Source organism: Rhizobium sp. KDH_Rht_773_N (genome assembly GCF_052946295.1).
On sequence record NZ_CM129525.1, the window covers coordinates 1,933,663 to 1,954,504 of the forward strand.

Consider the following 20,842-nt stretch of genomic DNA (forward strand, 5'->3'; position numbering starts at 1 on the left):
AGCCGAGGGTTCGGCCGCAAAACAAACAGACGGAGGCGACACATGGCAAATCTGGGTATTTCGCATACTCACGTGAACCAGTACGGATCCGTACCGGCAAAGAAGCCGGTCACTACGCGGCACAGAATCCAGACCGCGATCCATGCAACGCTTTTCACGGCGGCTTTCCTTTTTGTCGTCGCAATGGTTTGCGGCGTCGTCGGCTGAAACCGGCGCGTTCGAGGCGCCGTCTGAGGGCGTCTGACTGATCGAATATTTTCCTGTCCGGAACAATTGGGATGCGCTGGCATTCTCCTGACACTTCGATGTTGTTCAGGGAGAATGTTCATGAAAGGTATCCTGCTGTGGCTGATCGGTATCCCGATCCCCATCATCATCCTTCTTTATCTGTTCCATGCGGTCTAGCCCGTTGCGGAAAGTAGGCGTGAGGCGCTGAGGGCGCCGGGAACGCCGTGCAGGCGCATGGACATCGTCCGTGCGCCTTTTTCACGCCGGCCAGGGGGCGCAGGAGAAAGGTCCTGCGACTTGAATTCTCGAAAGGGTGTCCAACCTTCCCGGACAGTTTTGCCGGGAAGCGTCTTCCCCCGGCTGCGAAGATGACCGGTCCGTCCATTCGAGGGTCATCACGAACAATGCAGAACCGTGCCGAAATCGCACCGTCGTTTGGATCCAGAACCGAGCCCATGGCCATTTCCATTCCGTCTCCGAGCCTGTCGCGCGAGCCCGAGAAGAAGCTGATCGACCACAATGATTCGATCCGCTCGACCTATCTGTCGAACGAAGACATCAGAGCCATGAGCGAAAGGGTCGCCTGCGAGGCCGTGAGCGAGTTGCCAGGTTTCGCGGCATTCGACTTCTTCGCGCGCCACAAGGAAAACCAGGAGGAGATCCTGCGCGTCTACCGCACGACTGCGGCCGACGTCGAGGCGGGGGAGGCGATCACGCCGGCCGCAGAATGGCTGCTGGACAACCACTACATCGTCGAGGAAGCGATCCACGAAGTCCGCCGTGACTTCCCGCGCCGGTTCTACCGGGAACTGCCGCTTATGAAAGTCGGCGGCGTCGAGATACCGCGCACGCTGGCACTGGCCTGGCTTTATGTCGCCCATACGCACGGCACGATCTCGCAGGAAAGCCTGACGGCGCTGGTCGACGGTTTCCAGCAGCACGAAACTCTCAGGATCGGCGAACTCTGGGCATTGCCGTCCCTGGTGCGCTACGTGCTGGTGGAAAACCTCCGTCGTATTTCGAGCCGGGTCGAACGCAGTCGCCGCATGCGCCGCCGCGCCAACGAGGCGGCCAACGAACTGGTGCGTCTTGCCGATGCCGCAAAGGCTGCCGCCTATCTGAAGACCCTGGAAGACCTCGCCGAGGACAACACGTTCTCGACCCAATTCCTCTACCGCATGCGGGACGGGTCGCAGACGTCGAGCCTGGCGATCTCCTGGCTCGACGAACGCCTGGAAAAGCTCGGGCGCGACAGCGAGGAGACGATGATGGCGGAGCATGGCCGCCTCTCGGCCGGCAATGTCACGATGGGCAACATTATTCGCAGCCTGCGCGAGATCAACGATGCCGAATGGTCGGTTTGGGTCGAGCAGGTCAGTCACGTCGACAGGTTGCTCTGGGGCCAGTCCGACTATGGCGACCTCGACTCCGGTTCGCGCAACAGCTACCGCCGGCAGATCGAAAGGCTTGCGAGGCGCTCGCCGCTGAGCGAGGTGCAAATCGCCCAGCTGGCCGTCGACATGGTGGCCGAGGCGAAGCTTGCCGATCAGCCGCAACCGCATGAGCCCGATATCGGCGGTTTTATCGCCGGGGCTCAACGCCCAAAATTCGAAGCGCGCGCAGGCTACCGCCCGACGCTGGCGCAGCACGTCATTCGCGCGGTGCGCAAATTAAACTGGATGGCGATCGCCCTGCCGGTCGGGCTGATCACGATCATTGCCATGGCGATCGTCGCAGGGTTCATGGCCAATGCCGGCATGGGGTCTATTGAGATCGCCCTGCTGGTGATCCTGTTCGCGTTGCCGGCCTCGGAAGGTGCGAGCGGGCTGTTCAACACGATGCTTTCTTTCTTCGTCACGCCCGCGCGGCTTGTCGGATATGAGTTCAAACAGGGCATCCCGGAGGATGCGCGCACGCTCCTCGTCGTGCCGTGCCTGATTTCCGATCGCGACAGCGTCGACGAGATGGTGCGCAATCTCGAGGTCCACTATCTCGCCAATCCGCGCGGCGAGATCTATTTCGCACTGCTCAGCGACTGGCCGGACAGCGAGGTTGAAGAAACCCCTGGCGATCTCGAGGTGCTGGAATATGCGCGCCGGGAGATCGCCGGCCTCTCGGCCCGTTATGCCCATGACGGCAAGACGCGCTTCTATCTGCTGCACCGCCGCCGCCTCTATAATCCGTGCGAGGGCGTATGGATGGGCTGGGAGCGCAAGCGCGGAAAGCTGCACGAACTGAACCTGCTGCTGCGCGGCGACCGCGATACGACCTATCTGCCGGGGGTGAACACCGCGCCGGCCGGTATCGAATATGTCATGACGCTCGATGCCGATACGCGCCTCATGCGCGATACCGTCACCAAACTCGTCGGCAAGCTCCATCATCCGATCAACCGCCCGGTCGTCAACCCTGTAAGCGGGCGCGTCGAAAGCGGCTACGGCATCCTGCAGCCGCGCGTCACGCCGTCATTGACGACAGGCAAGGACGCGTCGGTCTTCCAGCGCATCTTTTCGATCAATCGCGGTCTCGATCCTTATGTCTTCACGGTTTCGGATGTCTATCAGGACCTTGCCGGCGAAGGCACGTTCACCGGCAAGGGCCTCTATCATGTCGATGCCTTCGAGGCCTCGCTGAAGGGGCGCATCGAGGAGAATTCGGTTCTGAGCCATGACCTTCTCGAAGGTTCGATGGCACGTTGCGCACTCGTCACCGATCTCGAACTCGTCGAGGACTTTCCGGTGCGTTACGAGGTCGAAACCTCGCGCCAGCATCGCTGGGCGCGGGGCGACTGGCAGCTTCTGCCCTATATGTTCGGTCCGCAACACGGCGTTACCGCGCTTGGCCGCTGGAAGATGTTCGACAATCTGCGCCGCTCGCTGACACCGATCGCCTGGTTCCTCGCTTCGGTGCTCGGCTGGTATCTGTTGGAGCCATTTGGCGCGCTGATCTGGCAGATCCTGCTGATCGTCTGCCTGTTCGTGGCGCCGACCCTTTCGCTCATCAGCGGCATTATTCCCCGCAGCGGCGATATCGTCGCCAGCGCCCATCTCTATACCGTCTGTTCGGATATAGCGGCCGCCAACGCTCAGGTGGCGCTGCGCATCATCTTCATCGCCGACACCGTCTGCATGATCGCGGATGCGATCGGGCGATCGCTCTACCGCCTCTTCGTCAGCCGCAAACTGCTCCTGCAATGGCGCACCGCCGCCAGTGTCGGGGCCGGCAAGCAGGGCACCATCCTTTCCTACTACCGGGCCATGTGGCATGCGCCGGTGCTGGCGATCTTATCGGTTGCCTTCGCCGCGCTGTCGGGCACCGATGCTTTTTTCGTCGGCGTTCCCTTCGCGCTGCTCTGGATCTGTTCGCCGGCGGTCGCCTGGTACGTGAGCCAGTCGGCCGAGACGGAAGACCGGCTTGACGTGCCCGATGGCGTCTCCAGCGAATTGCGCAAGATCGCGCGCCGCACCTGGCGTTATTTCGAAACCTTCACGACGGCGGAGCAGAACCATCTGCCGCCCGACAACGTGCAGGAAACGCCCCAGGTCGTCGTGGCGACACGCACTTCGCCGACGAATATCGGCGTCTATCTGCTGTCGGTCATTTCCGGCCGCCATTTCGGCTGGTTCTCCTTCGAAGAAACGATCGAGCGCCTGGAGCAGACGGTCGCCACGATCGACCGCATGGAAAAGTTTCGCGGCCATCTTTTCAATTGGTATCACACCGATACCTTGCAGACCCTCGGGCCGCGCTATGTCTCGGCGGTCGACAGCGGCAATCTCGCGGGTCATCTGATTGCCGTTTCCTCGGCCTGCCGCGACTGGGCGGAAGCGCCCTCGGCGCATGTCCAGGGCAATCTCGACGGTGTCGGTGACACGGCCGGCATTCTTGGGGAGGTGCTTGCGGACCTGCCCGACGACCGCAAGACGGTACGGCCGCTGCGCCGCCGGCTGGAGGAGCGCATTGCCGGCTTCCAGAATGCGCTTGCCGCCGTCAAGCGCGAGCATGAGTTCGCCTCGATCCGTGTCATCAACCTTGCGGTCCTGGCGCGCGACGTCCAGAAGCTCGCCGGTAACCTGCACCACGAAGTGAAGTCAAAACAGACGGAAGAGGTCACGTCGTGGGCGGCCTCGCTGGTCAAGGCCTGCGAGGCGCATATCGCCGACAGCACCTTCGACCTTTCCAATATCGACGCGCTGCGCCCCCGTCTGGTCGCGCTCCGCGACAAGGCCCGCGATCTCGCCTTTTCGATGGATTTCGGTTTCCTCTACCGTCCGGAACGCCGGCTTCTGTCGATCGGATACCGTGTCGAGAGCGGCGAACTCGATGCGGCCTGCTATGACCTTCTGGCGTCGGAATGCCGTCTTACCTCGCTCTTCGGTATCGCCAAGGGCGACCTGCCGACCGAGCATTGGTACAAGCTCGGCCGCCAGGTGGTGCCGGTCGGATCGCGCGGCGCGCTGGTCTCCTGGTCCGGATCGATGTTCGAATATCTGATGCCGCCGCTCGTCATGCAGGAGCGTGGCGGAGGCATCCTCAACCAGACCAACAATCTCGTCATCATCGAGCAGATGAACCACGGCCGCAAGCTTGGTACGCCCTGGGGCATCTCGGAGGCGGCCTTCAATGCCCGAGACCACAATCTCAACTATCAATACACGAATTTCGGCGTGCCGACGCTCGGCCTCAAGCGCGGTCTCGGCCATAATGCCGTCATCGCGCCCTATGCTTCGCTGCTTGCCAGCCAATACGATCCCGAGGCGTCGCTGGAGAACCTGCAAAAACTTCGCAAGCTCGGCGCTCTTGGCAGGTTCGGCTTCCATGACGCGGTCGATTTCACGCCGACGCGCGTGCCCGAAGGCAAGCAATGCGCCGTGGTCTACAACTACTATGCCCACCACCACGGCATGTCGATCGCGGCCGTCGCCAATGTCGCGTTCAACGGCCATCTGCGCGAACTCTTCCACTCCGATCCCGTCATCGAGGCGGCCGAACTGCTGCTGCAGGAAAAGGCGCCGCGTGACATCCCGGTCATGAGCGGCAGGGACAAGTCCGAAACGCCTGCCGCCATCCAGGACGACCTGATGCGTCCGGTCGTCCGCAAACTCGCCGATCCGGCATCGCGCGAGCGCGAGCTCGTGTTCCTTTCGAACGGCCACTATTCCCTGATGCTGACGGCAACAGGCGCAGGCTACGCCCGCTGGAACGGTCTGTCCGTGTCCCGCTGGAAACCGGATCCGACCGAAGACCGCTGGGGCAATTTCATCTTCCTGCGCGATACGGCGACCAACGAATGGTGGTCGGCGACAGCCGAACCGAAGAGCGCGGAGGGAGAAACGGTCCGGGTGGAATTCGCTGACGAAAAAGCCGTGTTCAGCAAGGTCCTTGGGGAACTCACGAGCGAGCTCGAATGCATCGTTGCCACCGAACATGATGCGGAGGCCCGCCGCCTGACGCTGTTCAACACGGGTGCGGAAGATCGCTTTATCGAGGTGACGTCCTATCTCGAACCGGTCATCACCTCCGACGACACGGACAATGCGCATCCGGCCTTCGCCCGCATGTTCGTCAAAACGGAGATCGACAAGCGCGGCGACGCCATCCACGCCGAGCGGAACAAACGCGATCCGAACGAAGCGAACATGAGCATCGCGCATCTGATCGTCGACAATGCCGGGGATACGCGCCACACGGAATTCGAGACCGAACGGCGCGCCTTCATCGGTCGCGGCCGCAGCCTTTCGAATGCCGCGGCCTTCGATCCGGGGAGCCGCCTTTCCGGCACCGACGGTTTTACCCTCGATCCTGCCCTGTCGTTGCGCCGGACGGTGCGCGTGCCGGCCGGCAAGAAGGGGGGCGTGATCTTCTGGACGATCGCCGCCCCCAGCCGTGCCGAGGTGGACAAGGCCGTCGACCGCTATCGCCATCCGGATGCCTTCAATCACGAACTCGTCCAGGCATGGACGCGCACTCAGGTGCAGATGCGCCATGTCGGGGTCAGTTCGCAGCAGGCGGCAGCGTTCCAGCATCTCGGCCGCTATCTCGTCTATCCCGACATGCAGCTTCGCGGCGACGGCAATCTTGTCCGAGCCGGCCTGCAGCCGCAATCGGCACTCTGGCCGTTGGCAATCTCGGGCGATTTTCCGATTTTCACGCTGCGCATCGATGACGACATGGACCTTGAGATTGCCCGCGAGGCGCTGCTGGCGCAGGAATATCTGCGTTCACGCGGCGTGACCGCCGATCTCGTCATCATGAACGAGCGGGCGTCTTCCTACGCGCAGGATATGCAGCATGCGCTCGACGCGATGTGCGAGGGCGTGCGCCGCATGGGGCATGCCGACGGTCTGCGCCAGCACATTTTCGCGGTCCGCAAGGATCTCATGGAAGAGAGCACCTACCAGGCGCTGATCGCCGCCTCGCGCGTGACGCTGCATGCGAAAAACGGCAAGGTGATCGACCAGATCAACCGCGTCCGCATGCTTTCCAAACCCGTCGGCCGCAAACCCGCGGGCCAAGAGCCGGAAGAAACGGAAAAGGCGGATCGCGCCGGGACGCCGGGCAAGCGTAGGTCGCCTCTGCCTGCCCCGGCTGTCAAGACCGTTTCGCTCGAGGATGAAGGCGACCTCGACTTCTGGAACGGCTTCGGCGGTTTTGCCCGCGACGGCCGCGAATATGTCGTGCGCCTGCCGGGCGGGCGGGCGACGCCGCAGCCCTGGATCAATGTCGTCTCGAACGACCGGTTCGGTTTCCACGTATCGGCAGAAGGCGCCGGTTTCACCTGGAGCGTCAATTCGCGCGACCATCAGCTCACCGCCTGGTCGAACGATGCCGTCGTCAACCGTCCCGGCGAGGCCCTCTACGTGGCGGATCTCGAAAGCGGTGCAGTCATGACACCATTCGCAAGCCTGTCCCGCCGCAACGACATTCGTTTCGAAGCGCGCCACGGTCTCGGCTACTCCACTTTCTCCAGCACGCAGCACGAGATCGCGCTGGAGGTGACGCAGACCGTGCATCGCGACAAGCCGGTGAAGCTGCAGCGCCTGCGCCTGCGCAACACCGGTTCGGCAGGCCGCAAGCTCAGGCTCTACGCCTATGTGGAATGGGTCCTTGGAAACAATCCGCAGAAGACCGCCCCCTTCATCCTGTCGAAACGGGACGAGGAGGCAGGAGCGCTGTTTGCGACGAACCCCTACAGTATCGACTATGCGGGCCGGACCGCCTTCTTCGCCGCAAGCGAGGCGGTTTCGAGTTTTTCGGCCAGCCGCCGTGAGTTCATCGGCCGGAGCGGGACAATCGAGGCGCCCGTTGCAGTGACGGCCGCTGCTGCTCTTTCCGGCTCAACGGGACTCGATGGCGATCCGGCAGCGATCCTTGCGATCGACATCGAACTCGGCGCCGGCGAAGAACGCGATGTTGCTTTCTTCCTGGGCGATGCGTCCGGCGAAGAGGAGGCGCGTGCCCTGATTGCCGATATTCGCAAGGCATCGTTCGACGATGCGGTGCAGGCAAACCGGGGGTTCTGGCAGGAATTCACCGGCAGGCTGCAGATCTCGACGCCGGATCGGGGCATGAACTACCTCGTCAATAGCTGGCTGCCTTATCAGAGCCTCGGTTGCCGCATCATGGCCCGCACGGCCTTCTACCAGGCGAGCGGCGCCTTCGGCTTTCGCGACCAGTTGCAGGACACGCTGGCCTTCGTGCTGCAGGAGCCGGGCATTGCGCGGCGCCAGATCGTCAACGCTGCGTCGCGCCAGTTCCGCGAGGGGGATGTGCAGCACTGGTGGTTGCCGGGGACGGGGGCGGGCGTGCGCACCATGATCTCCGACGATGTCGTGTGGCTCGCCTATGCGATCGATCACTATTGCAGTGTCAGCGGCGACAAGAGCGTGCTCGACGAGCAGCTGCCCTTCCTCGAAGGCCCGGACCTCTTGGACGGCCAGCATGACTCCTTCTTCAAGCCGGAACTATCCGAGGATACGGTCAGCGTCTACGAACATGCGGCGCTGGCACTCGATCTTGCCATTGCCCGCAAGGGAACGAACGGCCTGCCGCTTTTCCTCGGCGGCGATTGGAACGACGGGATGAACCGCGTCGGCATCGAGGGCAAGGGTAAGAGCGTCTGGCTCGGCTGGTTCCTCGCGGGCACATTGCGTTCTTTCATACCCTATGCCGAAGACCGGGGCGACAAGGCCCGCGCCGCGCACTGGAAGGCGCATCTCGCCGAACTCAGGAAGGCGCTCGAAAGCGTTGCCTGGGACGGGGGCTATTATCGCCGCGGTACGTTCGACGACGGCACGCCGCTCGGCTCGAAGGAGAGCCTGGAATGCCAGATCGATTCGATCGCGCAGTCCTGGAGTGTTCTCTCGGGTGAAGGTGATCCTGAGCGGGCGATCAAGGCGATGGATGCGGTGCTCGAGCGGCTGGTCGATGAGGATGCGCGCATCGTTCGTCTCTTCACGCCCCCTTTCGAACGGTCGCTGCAGGACCCGGGCTATATCAAGGCCTATCCGCCCGGCGTCCGCGAGAATGGCGGCCAATACACACATGCCGCGGCCTGGGTGGTGATGGCGCTGGCGGCACTGAAGCGCGGCGACGATGCCCTGCGCTGTTTCCAGATCCTCAACCCGATCACCCATTGCCTGGACAAGGCGGCCGTCGAACGATACCGGGTCGAGCCCTACGTTGTTGCGGCCGACGTCTACGGGCATCCACCCTATGCCGGGCGCGGCGGCTGGACCTGGTATACGGGCTCGGCCGGCTGGCTCTACCGCGCGGCGGTGGAGGGCATTCTCGGTATCCGGCTAAAGGGTGGAAAACTCTATATTCGCCCGTCGCTTCCTTCCAATTGGGACGGGTTTGCGGCAGAGATCGAACGCGGCGGAAGCAAATACCGCATTTCGGTCTCAAAAGCGTCCAATGCTGACGGCTACACTGCGTCGATAAACGGCAGCGAAATAGCCAATCCCAACGAGGGGTATCCGGTCGGATAACAGCAATCTCCAAGCTGAATTTCCGGCGATTCGCACGGCCAGAGGGGAACCCTTTTGGCCGGCGTAGCGTTTGCAAAACGGATAACAGGAGAGACACCATGGCAGGTATGCCGACCAGAGCCATTGGCGCCCAGCGAAGTTCGATATCAGTGGCGGCGTCCAAGCGTGATACGAGGCTCGATGTGATTCGCGGTCTGGCGCTCATCACGATCTTCATCAATCACGTTCCGGGGCAGATCTTCGAATATATCACGACCAAGAATTTCGGCTTTTCCGATGCCGCCGAAGCCTTTGTGCTGATCTCGGGCATCGCGGTCGGGCTTGCCTATGGTTCGCGCTTCAAGCCGGGCAAGCGGTTGGAAATGGCGATCAAGGCGGCAAGGCGCGCCTTCACGCTTTACCTCGCCCATATGATCACCACCTTCGTCACGCTTGCGCTCTTCATCTGCGGTGCCTGGCTGTTCCATCGACCGGGCCTGCTGGTCGAGATCAACATCCTGGCGGTGCTGATGAACCTGAAGGAGGGCATTCCGGCCCTGCTGCTGCTCGGCCACCAGATCGGCTACAACAATATCCTGCCGATGTACGGCGCGCTGATGCTGATGGTGCCGCTGATCCTGCTTCTGAACGAGAAGAGCACGCTGCTGGCGCTGGCCGTTTCCGGCACGGTCTGGCTGCTTGCGGGCATCTACCATTTTGTCCCGCAAAACATGCTGTTCGAGGGAGACTGGTTCCTCAATCCGTTCTCCTGGCAGTTCCTGTTCACGATCGGCATCGTCTCGATGATGCATGTCAAACGCGGCGGCAGCCTTCCCCGTCATCCGCTGCTTTTCGCGCTGGCGCTGGGCTATGTCGTTCTCTCCTTCATCTGGGTGACGGCGCATCTCTGGGATCTCGGAAACCATCTTGCCGCGCTCGGCCTGCCTGCCGTGCTGACGGGCTTCGACAAGACATTCCTGTCGCTGCCGCGCCTTCTGCACGTGCTGGCGCTCGCCTATCTCGTGGTCAATATTCCGGCAGTATCGCAGGCTTTCCGCCGCCCGGCCGATCATCCGCTGACGATCCTCGGTCGTCACTCGCTGAACATCTTCGTTGCCGGCACGATCCTTGCGATGGTCGGGCAGGTGCTGCTCTACATCACCAATCGGGACCAGGTCATCGGTCCGATCTTCGTGCTTGCCGGCATCGCTGCCCAGCTCGCTTACGCTTATTATCTCGAAGACAAGCGCGAACAGGAAAAGGCCCGGCCTCTCGGCGGCGGCGCTATCCCGGTGCCGGTCCGTATCAACCGGGCTTACAGCCAAGGCAAACGGAAATAGGCCGAGGCTTTGCTGGACAATCGTCAAGCCGGCGGTCGGAAGGCCGCCGGCTTTCCTTTCGTGCGGAACGACCGCGATTGCGCGGCTTCGAAGACCGGGTCACGACTATAAGATTTTGATTTTTTAGCCATTCAACTCGAATGGAACGGCTATGTCCCGCGATCCATCTTGGCTGCGAAAGCAATGCCAATGACAGGGAGCACGACGGTGTACTTCGAACTCAAGGACGCTACGGCCGATATCCTCGCCAAGAGCCGCCAGCACAACGACGTTTGCGATCTTCCGCTCGACCTGATTTCTTCCGAACGCGAAGCCTACGACATTCAGGCGATTGCGCAGGACGCGCTGGGTTTCGAGCGCAGGGGCTATGCTATTGTCGGCAGCAGCGAGCAATCGCGCCGCACTCTCGGCCTTCTCACGCCGATCTATTCCGAGATTCCCGCCTCCGCACTGCATGCCTGTGTCAAGGAATTTCAGCTGCCTGCCGGGACCATCGGCGTCCAGTGCGAACTGGCTTTCACCATGCTGCGGCCCTATCCGCAAACCGGAGAGCCGGTCACTCTCGACAGCGCAGCCGACGCAGTGCTCGATTGTCGGCCGGCCATCGGCATCATCGGGCGACGGACGCGACGTGTCTTTGTCGGGGACAGGGCCGCGATCGCCGACTTCGGCCTGCATGTCGCAACCATCTGTGGCGATCGTATCGGAACTTTTTCGCCCGCAGGCCTCGCCGACATCGACGTTACGACCTTCCTGTTCAAGCAGACGGTCTTTGCCGGGAGGGCGGCTTCAGTCATGGGCAATCCGCTCAATGCCGTCGCCTGGCTGGCGGATCGGCTCTCTGCCAACGGCAGGCAGCTTCAGGCCGGCGATATCGTCGCTACGGGATCGTGCACGGCCATTCTTCAGGTCTGGCCCGGGCAGCATCTGGCGGCGGATTTCGGGCCGCTTGGGCAGATCGAATGCATCTTTAAGTGACACGCGTTTCACACGGAAAGGACGGATCATGAGGCCGCAGCGAAAGCCATTCATTGTCGAGATCAAGAAGGCGAAACAGTTTTGCCGCAAGCCTGCTGCGATCGCGGGCAATCGCGCGGATGTCGTGGCGAAGGCAGAGGCCAAGAGCGCTGTGCGAGGCGAGGGCCGCAGCTGATGGTCAGCCGTAACGTCCCGCATGAATATTTCCTGCTTGATGCCGCCAGGACCGATGGTCCGGTGATCGGCCACCTTCGCGGCAGGCCGATTTCCGCTCTGGTGATTGACCGGAACGGCGGTCGTTACCGCTTCGTCGGCGTCGCTGCCAGGGACGGCCACGGCAGGCTGGATGTCCTGTCCCTCAAGCGGGGCGAATGGATCGTTGCGCCCGATCTTGTCTATGAGAGGGCGGCCTAGCTCAGCTGGGTGTTGCGGGGATGGCGCAAATGACGGGCGGGCCTTCCGTCAATGTTTCACGTGGAATCCCAACCAACGAAAGAGCCGGAAGAGCGATGCTCTTCCGGCTCCCGATCATGTTCCTGTCAGGCCGATCAGGCGGCCTCGGTCGCGTGGGCCTTGCGGACTTCGTCGTCCGTGAGGATGCCGCTGGCGCGCAGCAGGGCGGCGAAGCGGCCGTTCGAGTGGCTAAGCTCATCGAAGCTGCCGTGCTCGACGATGCGGCCGTTGTCGAGGAACAGCACCATATCCGCCTCACGGACCGTCGAGAGACGGTGGGCGATGATGAAGGTGGTGCGGTTCTGGCGCAGATTGTCGATCGCCGCCTTGACGCGGGCTTCGGTCTCGACGTCGAGCGCGGAAGTCGCCTCGTCCAGCACCAGGATCGGCGCATCCTTGAGGATGGCGCGCGCAATCGCGATGCGCTGGCGCTCACCGCCGGAAAGCTTGTTGCCGCGCTCGCCGACATGGGTCTCGTACTGTTCGTCACGGTTCTCGATGAAGTCGGCAGCGGCGGCTGCTTCTGCCGCGCGGCGCATCTCCTCTTCCGAGGCGTTCTCGCGGCCGAGGCGGATGTTGTCGCTGATCGAGCGGTTCAGCAGGCCGGCATCCTGGAAGACGGTGGCGATATAGCGGCGCAGCGACTTGCGCGTGACCTTGCTGATATCATGGCCGTCGACGAGGATCTGGCCGCTTTGCGGATCGTAAACGCGCTGCAGCAGGTTGACGAGCGTCGTCTTGCCGGCGCCGGTCGGGCCGACGATCGCAACCGTCTGGCCGGCCTTTACCTTGAAGGAGACGTTGTGCAGGCCCTGCGAGCTGTTGGCGAAGCCGAAGGAGACGTCGTTGAACTCGACATCGCCCTTGACGTCCTTGATCTCGCCGTTGCCGGCCGGCTCTTCGCGTTCACGGACGGAATCTTCCAGATTGTAGAAGTCCTCCAGCTTCGAACGGGCTTCGAAGATCTGCGTGGCGAACTGGCGCATCAGGTCCAGGCGGGCAATCAGCAGGTTGGCGAAGCCGATGAAGGCGATGACGTCGCCGACGCGCAGCTCGCCGTTCTGGACGAGCACGGTGCCGATGACGAGCACGATCATCATGGCGATCGTGGAGGCCATGCGGTTCAGCGCGCTGGCCAGCGCCCACCAGTCGAGAACCGGATACTGGGCCTGCAGCAGGCGGTCGGCAAAGGATTTCAGGGCGCGGGTTTCAGCCTCGATGCGGTTGTAGCTATGCAGCACCGAGACGTTGCTGATGGAATCGCTGACATGGCCGAAGACGGTATGATAGTGGTTTTCGACCGAAGCCTGGCCGTCCTTCGTGCGGCTCATGACCACGCGGCCGATGAGCCAATAGGCGATGCCGAGGACGATCAGGACCGCAGAGAGGCGGTAGTCCATCGAGATCGCGGTCGGGACAAGCAGGGCGAGCGCAATGGCCGTCGAAAGATGGTTGCGCATGAATTCAAGCCAAAGGCCGAACAGGGTTTCGCAAGCGCGCAGCAGCGTATGCAGCGCGTTGGACGTGCCCCGCTGGTGATGCCAGGAAAGCGGCATGGAGATGATGCGGCCGAAAGCTTCCGTCAGCAGCGTCGCGCGGCGGCCATGGGCCAGCCTGTCGGCTTCACGCGCCACGAGAACGAAGGCAATGGTGTTGAAGACGGCAAATGCCGCCCACATCATGAGGATCGGCTTGACCTCACCCTTGCCGGAAATCGCATCGATGATGCGTCCGAACAGGATCGGTTCGGCGATGGTGATGGCCGCCAATACGATATTCGCGATAACGACGAGGGATACGCGGAGCCTGTAGGCGCCGAGATAGCGCAGAGCCCTTGCATAGACCTTGAATAACGACACGTCGGGACCTCTTTTGCATCTGCGAAAAACGGGATGATGCGATGCTATAAAAACCTACCTGAACCGACGATTAACGGGATATTCAGGTTTGGAATCCGGCTTCGAAATTCGCGCGTCCTGCGCGATCGTAAAGTGCGATAAGTGGCCCCAGTTTCGAAATTGTTGCTTAGGCATACATCGCGACAATTTGCGCTTGCATTCCCCGGAGCGTCTAGCGCACCATCCGGTTTGTGAACTGCAGCTTTTAAGAAAGACCGTTCAGCGGCGGGTTATGAGGCCTGCTCCGGCGGCCTCGAGGGTCCGGGCAAGGGGCATTTTGTGCAAATTCATTCTTTAATTCAATTACTTGTTGTTCTAGAGGAATATTCCGACAGCGAAAGTGCGGTCGAAGAGCTCGGCAAGGTTATCCATGCCAGGGGATTCGATTTCTACGGTCTTCTTCGCCATCCCAAGCAGGGAGACAACCCATGGAGTGTGACTATGGCCAGCCGGTGGCCCGACAGATGGTCACACGTCTACGCGGTGAAAAAATACGTGCTCGTCGATCCGACCGTGCGGTATCTTGCCCATGCGCAACGGCCCTTCCGCTGGCGCGACAGCATGGCGGCTTTCCGGGAGGACCCGCATCAGCGCCGCATGGAGCAGATGATGGTCGATGCCTTCGGTCACGGGCTGGAAGACGGCTATGTCTTCCCGATCTACGGACGCAACGGTATCCTCGGCAGCCTCAGCCTTGGCGGTAAACCTGTCGAACTGTCACCGGCCGAAATCTCGCTTTTCGACGCGATCGCCCGCAAGGCTTTCTGGCGGCTGCTCGATCTGCAGGGCGAAGCTGCTGCGCTGGAAACGGTGCCGGTGACGGATACGCAGCTGACCCGGCGCGAAATGGAAATCCTGCACTATCTTGCCGAGGGCATGACCTCGATGGAGATCAGCAAACATCTGAAGATTTCCAACCATACGGTAGACTGGTACATGAACGGCCTGCAGGATAAGCTGAAGGCCAAGAACCGGCAGCAGGCAGTAGCGCTGGCGTTCCGATATGGGCTGATTACCTAGAATTCGAGAAATTCTGTTTCGCCATAGCGGAGGAAATTGAACTTTCTGTAACAGCACGTTAAGAATTCTTTTCGCGGGTGCAGCATTGCCCGTTTTCGTGCTTTGAGGAGAGTACATTGCCCATATCGAAGATCCTTGTCGCCAACCGATCCGAAATCGCCATCCGCGTCTTCCGCGCGGCCAATGAACTCGGGATAAAAACGGTTGCGATATGGGCCGAGGAAGACAAGCTGGCGCTGCACCGCTTCAAGGCCGACGAGAGCTATCAGGTCGGCCGCGGCCCGCATCTTGCCCGTGATCTCGGGCCGATCGAGAGTTATCTTTCGATCGACGAGGTGATCCGCGTCGCCAAGCTTTCCGGCGCCGATGCCATTCATCCGGGCTACGGCCTGCTTTCGGAAAGCCCGGAATTCGTCGATGCCTGCAATGCCGCCGGCATCACCTTCATCGGCCCGCGGGCCGATACGATGCGCCAGCTCGGCAACAAGGTGGCGGCGCGCAATCTTGCCATTTCGGTCGGCGTGCCGGTCGTGCCGGCCACCGATCCGTTGCCGGACGATATGGCGGAAGTTGCCAGGATGGCCGCTGCAATCGGCTATCCCGTCATGCTGAAGGCCTCCTGGGGCGGCGGCGGGCGCGGCATGCGCGTCATCCGCTCGGAAGCCGATCTTGCCCGCGAAGTGACGGAGGCCAAGCGCGAGGCGATGGCCGCCTTCGGCAAGGACGAGGTCTATCTCGAAAAGCTGGTCGAGCGCGCCCGTCACGTTGAAAGCCAGATCCTCGGCGACACGCACGGCAATGTCGTGCATCTCTTCGAGCGCGACTGCTCCATCCAGCGCCGCAACCAGAAGGTCGTCGAGCGTGCGCCCGCGCCGTATCTTTCGGAAGCGCAGCGCCAGGAGCTTGCCGCCTATTCGCTGAAGATCGCGCAGGCGACGAACTATATCGGCGCCGGCACGGTCGAATATCTGATGGATGCCGATACCGGCAAATTCTATTTCATCGAGGTCAATCCGCGCATCCAGGTCGAGCATACCGTTACCGAGGTCGTGACGGGCATCGATATCGTCAAGGCGCAGATCCATATCCTCGACGGTTTTGCGATCGGCACGGAGGAATCCGGCGTGCCGAAGCAGGCGGATATCCGTCTCAACGGCCATGCGCTGCAGTGCCGCATCACGACGGAGGATCCCGAGCATAATTTCATTCCGGATTACGGCCGCATCACCGCCTATCGCTCGGCCTCCGGCTTCGGTATCCGTCTTGACGGCGGCACGTCCTATACCGGCGCGATCATTACCCGCTATTACGATCCCCTGCTGGTGAAGGTGACGGCCTGGGCGCCGAACCCGCTGGAAGCCATTTCCCGCATGGACCGCGCGCTTCGCGAGTTCCGCATCCGCGGTGTCGCGACCAACCTGACCTTCCTCGAAGCGATCATTACGCATCCCCGGTTCAAGGATAATTCCTATACGACGCGGTTCATCGACACGACGCCGGAACTTTTCCAGCAGGTCAAGCGGCAGGATCGTGCCACCAAACTCTTGACCTACCTTGCCGATGTCACCGTCAACGGCCATCCCGAGGCGAAGGATCGTCCGCGTCCGTCGGAAGATGCCGCAAAGCCGGTGGTACCCTATGCAGACGGCGGCAAGATCCCCGACGGTACGAAGCAGCTTCTCGACAAGCTCGGACCGAAGAAGTTCGGCGAGTGGATGCGGCAACAGAAGCAGGTGCTGTTGACCGATACGACGATGCGCGACGGTCATCAATCGCTGCTCGCCACCCGGATGCGCACGCATGACATCGCCCGGATTGCCGGCACCTATGCGCATGCGCTGCCGAACCTCCTGTCGCTGGAATGTTGGGGCGGAGCGACTTTCGACGTCTCCATGCGCTTCCTGACCGAAGACCCCTGGGAACGTCTGGGGCTGATCCGCGAGGCGGCTCCCAACCTGCTGCTGCAGATGCTGCTGCGCGGCGCCAATGGCGTCGGCTACAAGAACTATCCCGACAATGTCGTCAAATATTTCGTCCGTCAGGCGGCAAAGGGCGGCATCGATCTCTTCCGCGTCTTCGACTGCCTGAACTGGGTCGAGAACATGCGCGTCTCGATGGATGCGGTTGCCGAGGAGAACAAGCTCTGCGAAGCGGCGATCTGCTACACGGGCGACATCCTCAATTCGGCGCGGCCGAAATACGACCTGAAATATTATACGGATCTTGCCGTCCAGCTCGAAAAGGCCGGCGCGCATATCATCGCTTTGAAGGACATGGCGGGTCTTCTGAAGCCGGCAGCGGCCAAGGTTTTGTTCAAGGCCTTGCGCGAGGCGACCGCCCTGCCGATCCACTTCCATACGCACGATACGTCCGGCATTGCCGCCGCCACGGTTCTTGCGGCCGTGGATGCCGGTGTCGATGCCGTCGATGCGGCCATGGATGCGCTGTCCGGCAATACGTCGCAGCCCTGCCTCGGCTCGATTGTCGAGGCACTGCGCGGTTCCGAACGCGATCCGGGCCTCGACCCGGAATGGATCCGACGCATTTCCTTCTATTGGGAGGCGGTGCGCCATCAATACGCAGCCTTCGAGAGCGACCTGAAGGGACCTGCCTCGGAAGTCTACCTGCACGAAATGCCGGGCGGGCAGTTCACCAACCTCAAGGAACAGGCTCGCTCGCTGGGGCTTGAGACGCGCTGGCACCAGGTGGCGCAGGCCTATGCCGACGCCAACCAGATGTTTGGCGATATCGTCAAGGTGACGCCGTCTTCCAAGGTCGTCGGCGACATGGCATTGATGATGGTCTCGCAGGACCTGACGGTTGCCGATGTCGTGAGCCCGGACAGGGAAGTTTCCTTCCCGGAATCGGTCGTCTCGATGCTGAAGGGCGATCTCGGCCAGCCGCCGGCCGGATGGCCGGAAGCGCTGCAGAAGAAGGCGCTGAAGGGCGAGCAACCCTATACCGTGCGCCCCGGCTCGCTGCTTGCCGATGCCGATCTCGATGCGGAGCGCAAGGTGATCGAAGCCAAGCTGGAGCGCGAGGTCAGCGACTTCGAGTTTGCCTCCTACCTGATGTATCCCAAGGTCTTTACCGATTTCGCATTGGCTTCGGACACCTATGGCCCGGTCTCGGTGCTGCCGACGCCTGCCTATTTCTACGGTCTGGCTGACGGCGAGGAACTGTTTGCCGATATCGAAAAGGGCAAGACGCTGGTCATCGTCAACCAGGCGATGAGCGGCACCGACAGCCAGGGCATGGTAACGGTCTTCTTCGAACTCAACGGCCAGCCGCGCCGCATCAAGGTGCCGGATCGCGCCCACGGTGCTTCGGGGGCGGCGGCGCGCCGCAAGGCGGAAGCCGGCAATGCGGCCCATGTCGGGGCGCCGATGCCGGGCGTCATTTCGCGCGTCTTCGTTACCCCCGGACAAGCGGTCAACGCCGGCGACGTGCTCGTCTCCATCGAAGCGATGAAGATGGAAACGGCGCTGCATGCGGAGAAGGATGGGACGATCCTGGAGGTGTTGGTCAAGGCCGGCGACCAGATCGATGCCAAGGATCTGCTCGTCGTTTATGCCGGCTGATCGGAATGTCAGCGATGCCGGGATGACCGTGTCCCGGCATCGCTTCAGATATCGTAGGTATGGGCGGCGTTGATCGTGGAGATGAAGCGCTTGGTGCGCTCCCGTTCCGGCGCATTGAAGATCGCTCTTGCGCTGCCCGTTTCCACCACGCTGCCGGCTTCCAGAAAGACCACGTCGTTGGCGATCTTGGAGGCGAGCCTGAGATCGTGGGTCGCCATGACCATGGTGGTGCCCTCGCGGGCAAGCTGGCCCAGCACATCCACCACTTCCGCAGACAGTTCCGGATCGAGCGCGGAGGTCGGCTCGTCGCAGAGGAGGACGCGGGGCGAAGGGGCAAGGGCACGGGCGATCGCCACGCGCTGCTGCTGGCCGCCGGAAAGCGTTGAGGGCCAGGCGTCGGTCTTGTGGGCCATGCCGACCTTGGTCAGCAGTTCCAGGGCGCGTTCGCGGGCCCTTTCCTTCGGCCATTTCAGGACCGTGACCAGGCCCTCCATGACGTTTTCGATCGCCGTCTGGTGCGGGAAGAGCTGGAAGTTCTGGAAGACCATGCCGGTCTGGCGGCGGATCTTCTGGATCGCCTGCCATCCGACGCGCTTGCCGGGGGAGAAGGAGAGCGCTTCTTCGCCGAGGCGGATGGTGCCGGCGGTCGGAATCTCCAGAAGATTGATGCAGCGGAGCAGCGTGCTTTTGCCGCCGCCGGAAGGGCCGACCAGGGCGGTGACGCTGCCTTCCGGGATGCGGATGCTGATGTCCTTCAGAATGACGGCGTCGCCAAAACGCTTTTCGATATTGGAGAGCTCGATCATGCATTTGCCTCCAGCATGCCGCCATAGCGCGCGAAGCGGCGTTCAAGCCGCTGCTGCAGCGCCGAGAGAACGGAACTCAGGGCGAGATAGATCAGCGCCGCTTCAATATAAAGGATCAGCGGCTCATAAGTGGTGGCGACGATGCGCTGGGCCGCCTGGAAGAGTTCGGGCACGGTAATGGCGGCCGCAAGCGACGTATCCTTGACCAGCGAGATGAAGGTGTTCGACAAGGGCGGAACCGCGACGCGCGCGGCCTGCGGCAGGATGGTGCGGCCCATGGCCTGGCGCCAGCTCATGCCGATCGAATAGGCCGCTTCCCACTGGCCTTTCGGCACGGAAGAGATGACCGCGCGGATGATCTCCGAACTGTAGGCGCCGATATTGAGCGTGAAGCCGATCAGGGCGGCCGGAAAAGCATCAAGCAGAATGCCGATGCTCGGCAGGCCGTAAAAGATGACGAAAAGCTGGACGAGCAGCGGCGTGCCGCGGATGACCCAGACGTAGAAGCGGGCGATGGCTGCGACGGGTGCGGGACCGAAGAGCCGCGCAATCGCGGTAATCAGGCCCAGGATCAGGCCGAAAAGGAAGGAAAGCAGGGTCAGCGGAATGGTGAAGATCAGCCCTGCCCAGAGGAGCGAGGGAAGCGATTCCGCCATCAGTTGAAGCCAGTGCGGCAAGGGCGTGTCCTCAAGAAAAGAGGCGTCCGGCGAGGGTTCGCCGAACGCTTTTTCATGCAGCTATAAAGGATATGGCGGCAGCGCGAAACCGCCGGTTTCAGGACTTACTTCGAAACGTCCTGGCCGAAATATTTGTCGGCGATCTTCTGGTAGGTGCCGTCGGCCTTGATGTCGGCGAGCGCCTTGTTGATCGCTTCGAGCAGTTCAGGCTCGCCCTTGCGGATGATGATGCCGGAATAGTCGGCATTTTCCTGCTGGGCGACGATCTTCACCGGGGCGTCCGGCTTGTGCTTCTTGAAGTCGAGGAAGGACAGGCTGTCGTTGATCGTTGCGTCGGCGCGCTTCGTCAGCACGAGCTGGATCGACTGGTCGAAGCCGTCGGTGCCGACGAGTTCGGCGCCGGCTTCGGTGGCGAGCTTGCCGAAGTTGCTGGTCAGCGACTGGGCGGCTTTCTTGCCCTTGAGATCGGCGAAGGACTTGATGCTGTCGTCGCCGTCGCGGACGATCAGGACGGCCTTGGACGCGATATAGGGTTCGGAGAAATCGTACTTCTGCTTGCGCGCGTCGGTAATGCCGACCTGGTTGATGACGGTGTCGTAGCGGTTGGCGTCGAGGCCGGCGATCAGGCCGTCCCACTTGCCTTCGACGAACTCTGCCTTGACGCCCAGCTTGGCGGCAATCGCTTCGCCGATCTCGACGTCGAAGCCGACGAGCTTGCCGCTTTCGTCGTGATAGGTGAAGGGCGCGTAGGTGCCTTCGGTGCCGATCTTGAAGACGCCGGCAGACTTGATGGCGCCCAGGTTTTCGCCGGCATGGGCGGGCATGAGGGCTGCGGCCTGAATGAGAGCGGCGGCGGCGACGGTTTTCAACCAGTTCATTGTTCTTTCCATCC

The 20,842-nt window shown here is 62.0% G+C and carries 10 protein-coding genes; 6 read left to right on the plus strand and 4 right to left on the minus strand.

Features of this window, described 5'->3' with window-relative positions; all coding sequences use genetic code 11:
* Positions 1–683 precede the first annotated feature (683 nt).
* The 4 genes from ACU8HS_RS09740 to ACU8HS_RS09755 all read left to right on the plus strand — a co-directional run bounded on the left by ACU8HS_RS09740 (position 684) and on the right by ACU8HS_RS09755 (position 11,929).
* Complete coding sequence (locus tag ACU8HS_RS09740) at positions 684–9,218, plus strand: GH36-type glycosyl hydrolase domain-containing protein (RefSeq protein ID WP_447015815.1); 8,535 nt, start codon at positions 684–686, stop codon at positions 9,216–9,218.
* A gap of 98 nt (positions 9,219–9,316) precedes the next feature.
* Complete coding sequence (locus ACU8HS_RS09745) at positions 9,317–10,537, plus strand: OpgC domain-containing protein (RefSeq protein ID WP_113413213.1); 1,221 nt, start codon at positions 9,317–9,319, stop codon at positions 10,535–10,537.
* 207 nt (positions 10,538–10,744) lie between these two features.
* Entirely contained in the window at positions 10,745–11,515 is a 771-nt protein-coding gene (locus ACU8HS_RS09750) for a hydratase (protein ID WP_113413214.1), read from the plus strand.
* A gap of 174 nt (positions 11,516–11,689) precedes the next feature.
* A complete protein-coding gene (locus ACU8HS_RS09755; RefSeq protein WP_112756054.1) occupies positions 11,690–11,929 on the plus strand; it encodes a hypothetical protein in 240 nt (79 codons plus the stop codon).
* A gap of 134 nt (positions 11,930–12,063) precedes the next feature.
* Here ACU8HS_RS09755 and ACU8HS_RS09760 read toward each other — a convergent pair whose 3' ends face one another.
* A complete protein-coding gene (locus ACU8HS_RS09760; RefSeq protein WP_112564316.1) occupies positions 12,064–13,827 on the minus strand; it encodes a glucan ABC transporter ATP-binding protein/ permease in 1,764 nt (587 codons plus the stop codon).
* Between the two features lie 318 nt (positions 13,828–14,145).
* On the opposite strand from ACU8HS_RS09760, the gene ACU8HS_RS09765 reads away from it, so the two are divergent.
* Together ACU8HS_RS09765 and pyc are read left to right on the plus strand one after the other, a co-directional pair.
* Complete coding sequence (locus tag ACU8HS_RS09765; protein WP_112564318.1) at positions 14,146–14,886, plus strand: LuxR family transcriptional regulator; 741 nt, start codon at positions 14,146–14,148, stop codon at positions 14,884–14,886.
* A gap of 116 nt (positions 14,887–15,002) precedes the next feature.
* Positions 15,003–18,467: a pyruvate carboxylase gene (gene pyc, locus ACU8HS_RS09770; RefSeq protein WP_112756056.1), complete on the plus strand. Its 3,465-nt coding sequence runs from the start codon at positions 15,003–15,005 to the stop codon at positions 18,465–18,467.
* A gap of 44 nt (positions 18,468–18,511) precedes the next feature.
* On the opposite strand, the gene ACU8HS_RS09775 is transcribed toward pyc, so the two are convergent.
* The 3 genes from ACU8HS_RS09775 to ACU8HS_RS09785 all read right to left on the minus strand — a co-directional run bounded on the left by ACU8HS_RS09775 (position 18,512) and on the right by ACU8HS_RS09785 (position 20,828).
* On the minus strand, positions 18,512–19,273 hold the full coding sequence (locus ACU8HS_RS09775) for an amino acid ABC transporter ATP-binding protein (protein WP_112756058.1): 762 nt from the start codon (positions 19,271–19,273) through the stop codon (positions 18,512–18,514).
* Positions 19,270–19,950 carry an amino acid ABC transporter permease gene (locus ACU8HS_RS09780; RefSeq protein ID WP_112756060.1) on the minus strand — a complete coding sequence of 227 codons (681 nt, stop codon included), beginning with the start codon at positions 19,948–19,950 and terminating at the stop codon, positions 19,270–19,272. The genes ACU8HS_RS09775 and ACU8HS_RS09780 overlap by 4 nt, the downstream gene beginning before the upstream one ends.
* A 104-nt stretch (positions 19,951–20,054) precedes the next feature.
* Positions 20,055–20,828: an amino acid ABC transporter substrate-binding protein gene (locus ACU8HS_RS09785; protein ID WP_112756061.1), complete on the minus strand. Its 774-nt coding sequence runs from the start codon at positions 20,826–20,828 to the stop codon at positions 20,055–20,057.
* Positions 20,829–20,842: the final 14 nt, after the last annotated feature.

What these genes read in the sequence shown, in the direction of transcription:
- ACU8HS_RS09740 (WP_447015815.1), top strand. Translation starts at nt 684, where the DNA reads ATGGCCATTTCCATTCCGTCTCCGAGCCTGTCGCGCGAGCCCGAGAAG.
- ACU8HS_RS09745 (WP_113413213.1), top strand. Translation starts at nt 9,317, where the DNA reads ATGGCAGGTATGCCGACCAGAGCCATTGGCGCCCAGCGAAGTTCGATA.
- ACU8HS_RS09755 (WP_112756054.1), top strand. Translation starts at nt 11,690, where the DNA reads ATGGTCAGCCGTAACGTCCCGCATGAATATTTCCTGCTTGATGCCGCC.
- ACU8HS_RS09775 (WP_112756058.1), bottom strand. Translation starts at nt 19,273, where the DNA reads ATGATCGAGCTCTCCAATATCGAAAAGCGTTTTGGCGACGCCGTCATT.
- ACU8HS_RS09785 (WP_112756061.1), bottom strand. Translation starts at nt 20,828, where the DNA reads ATGAACTGGTTGAAAACCGTCGCCGCCGCCGCTCTCATTCAGGCCGCA.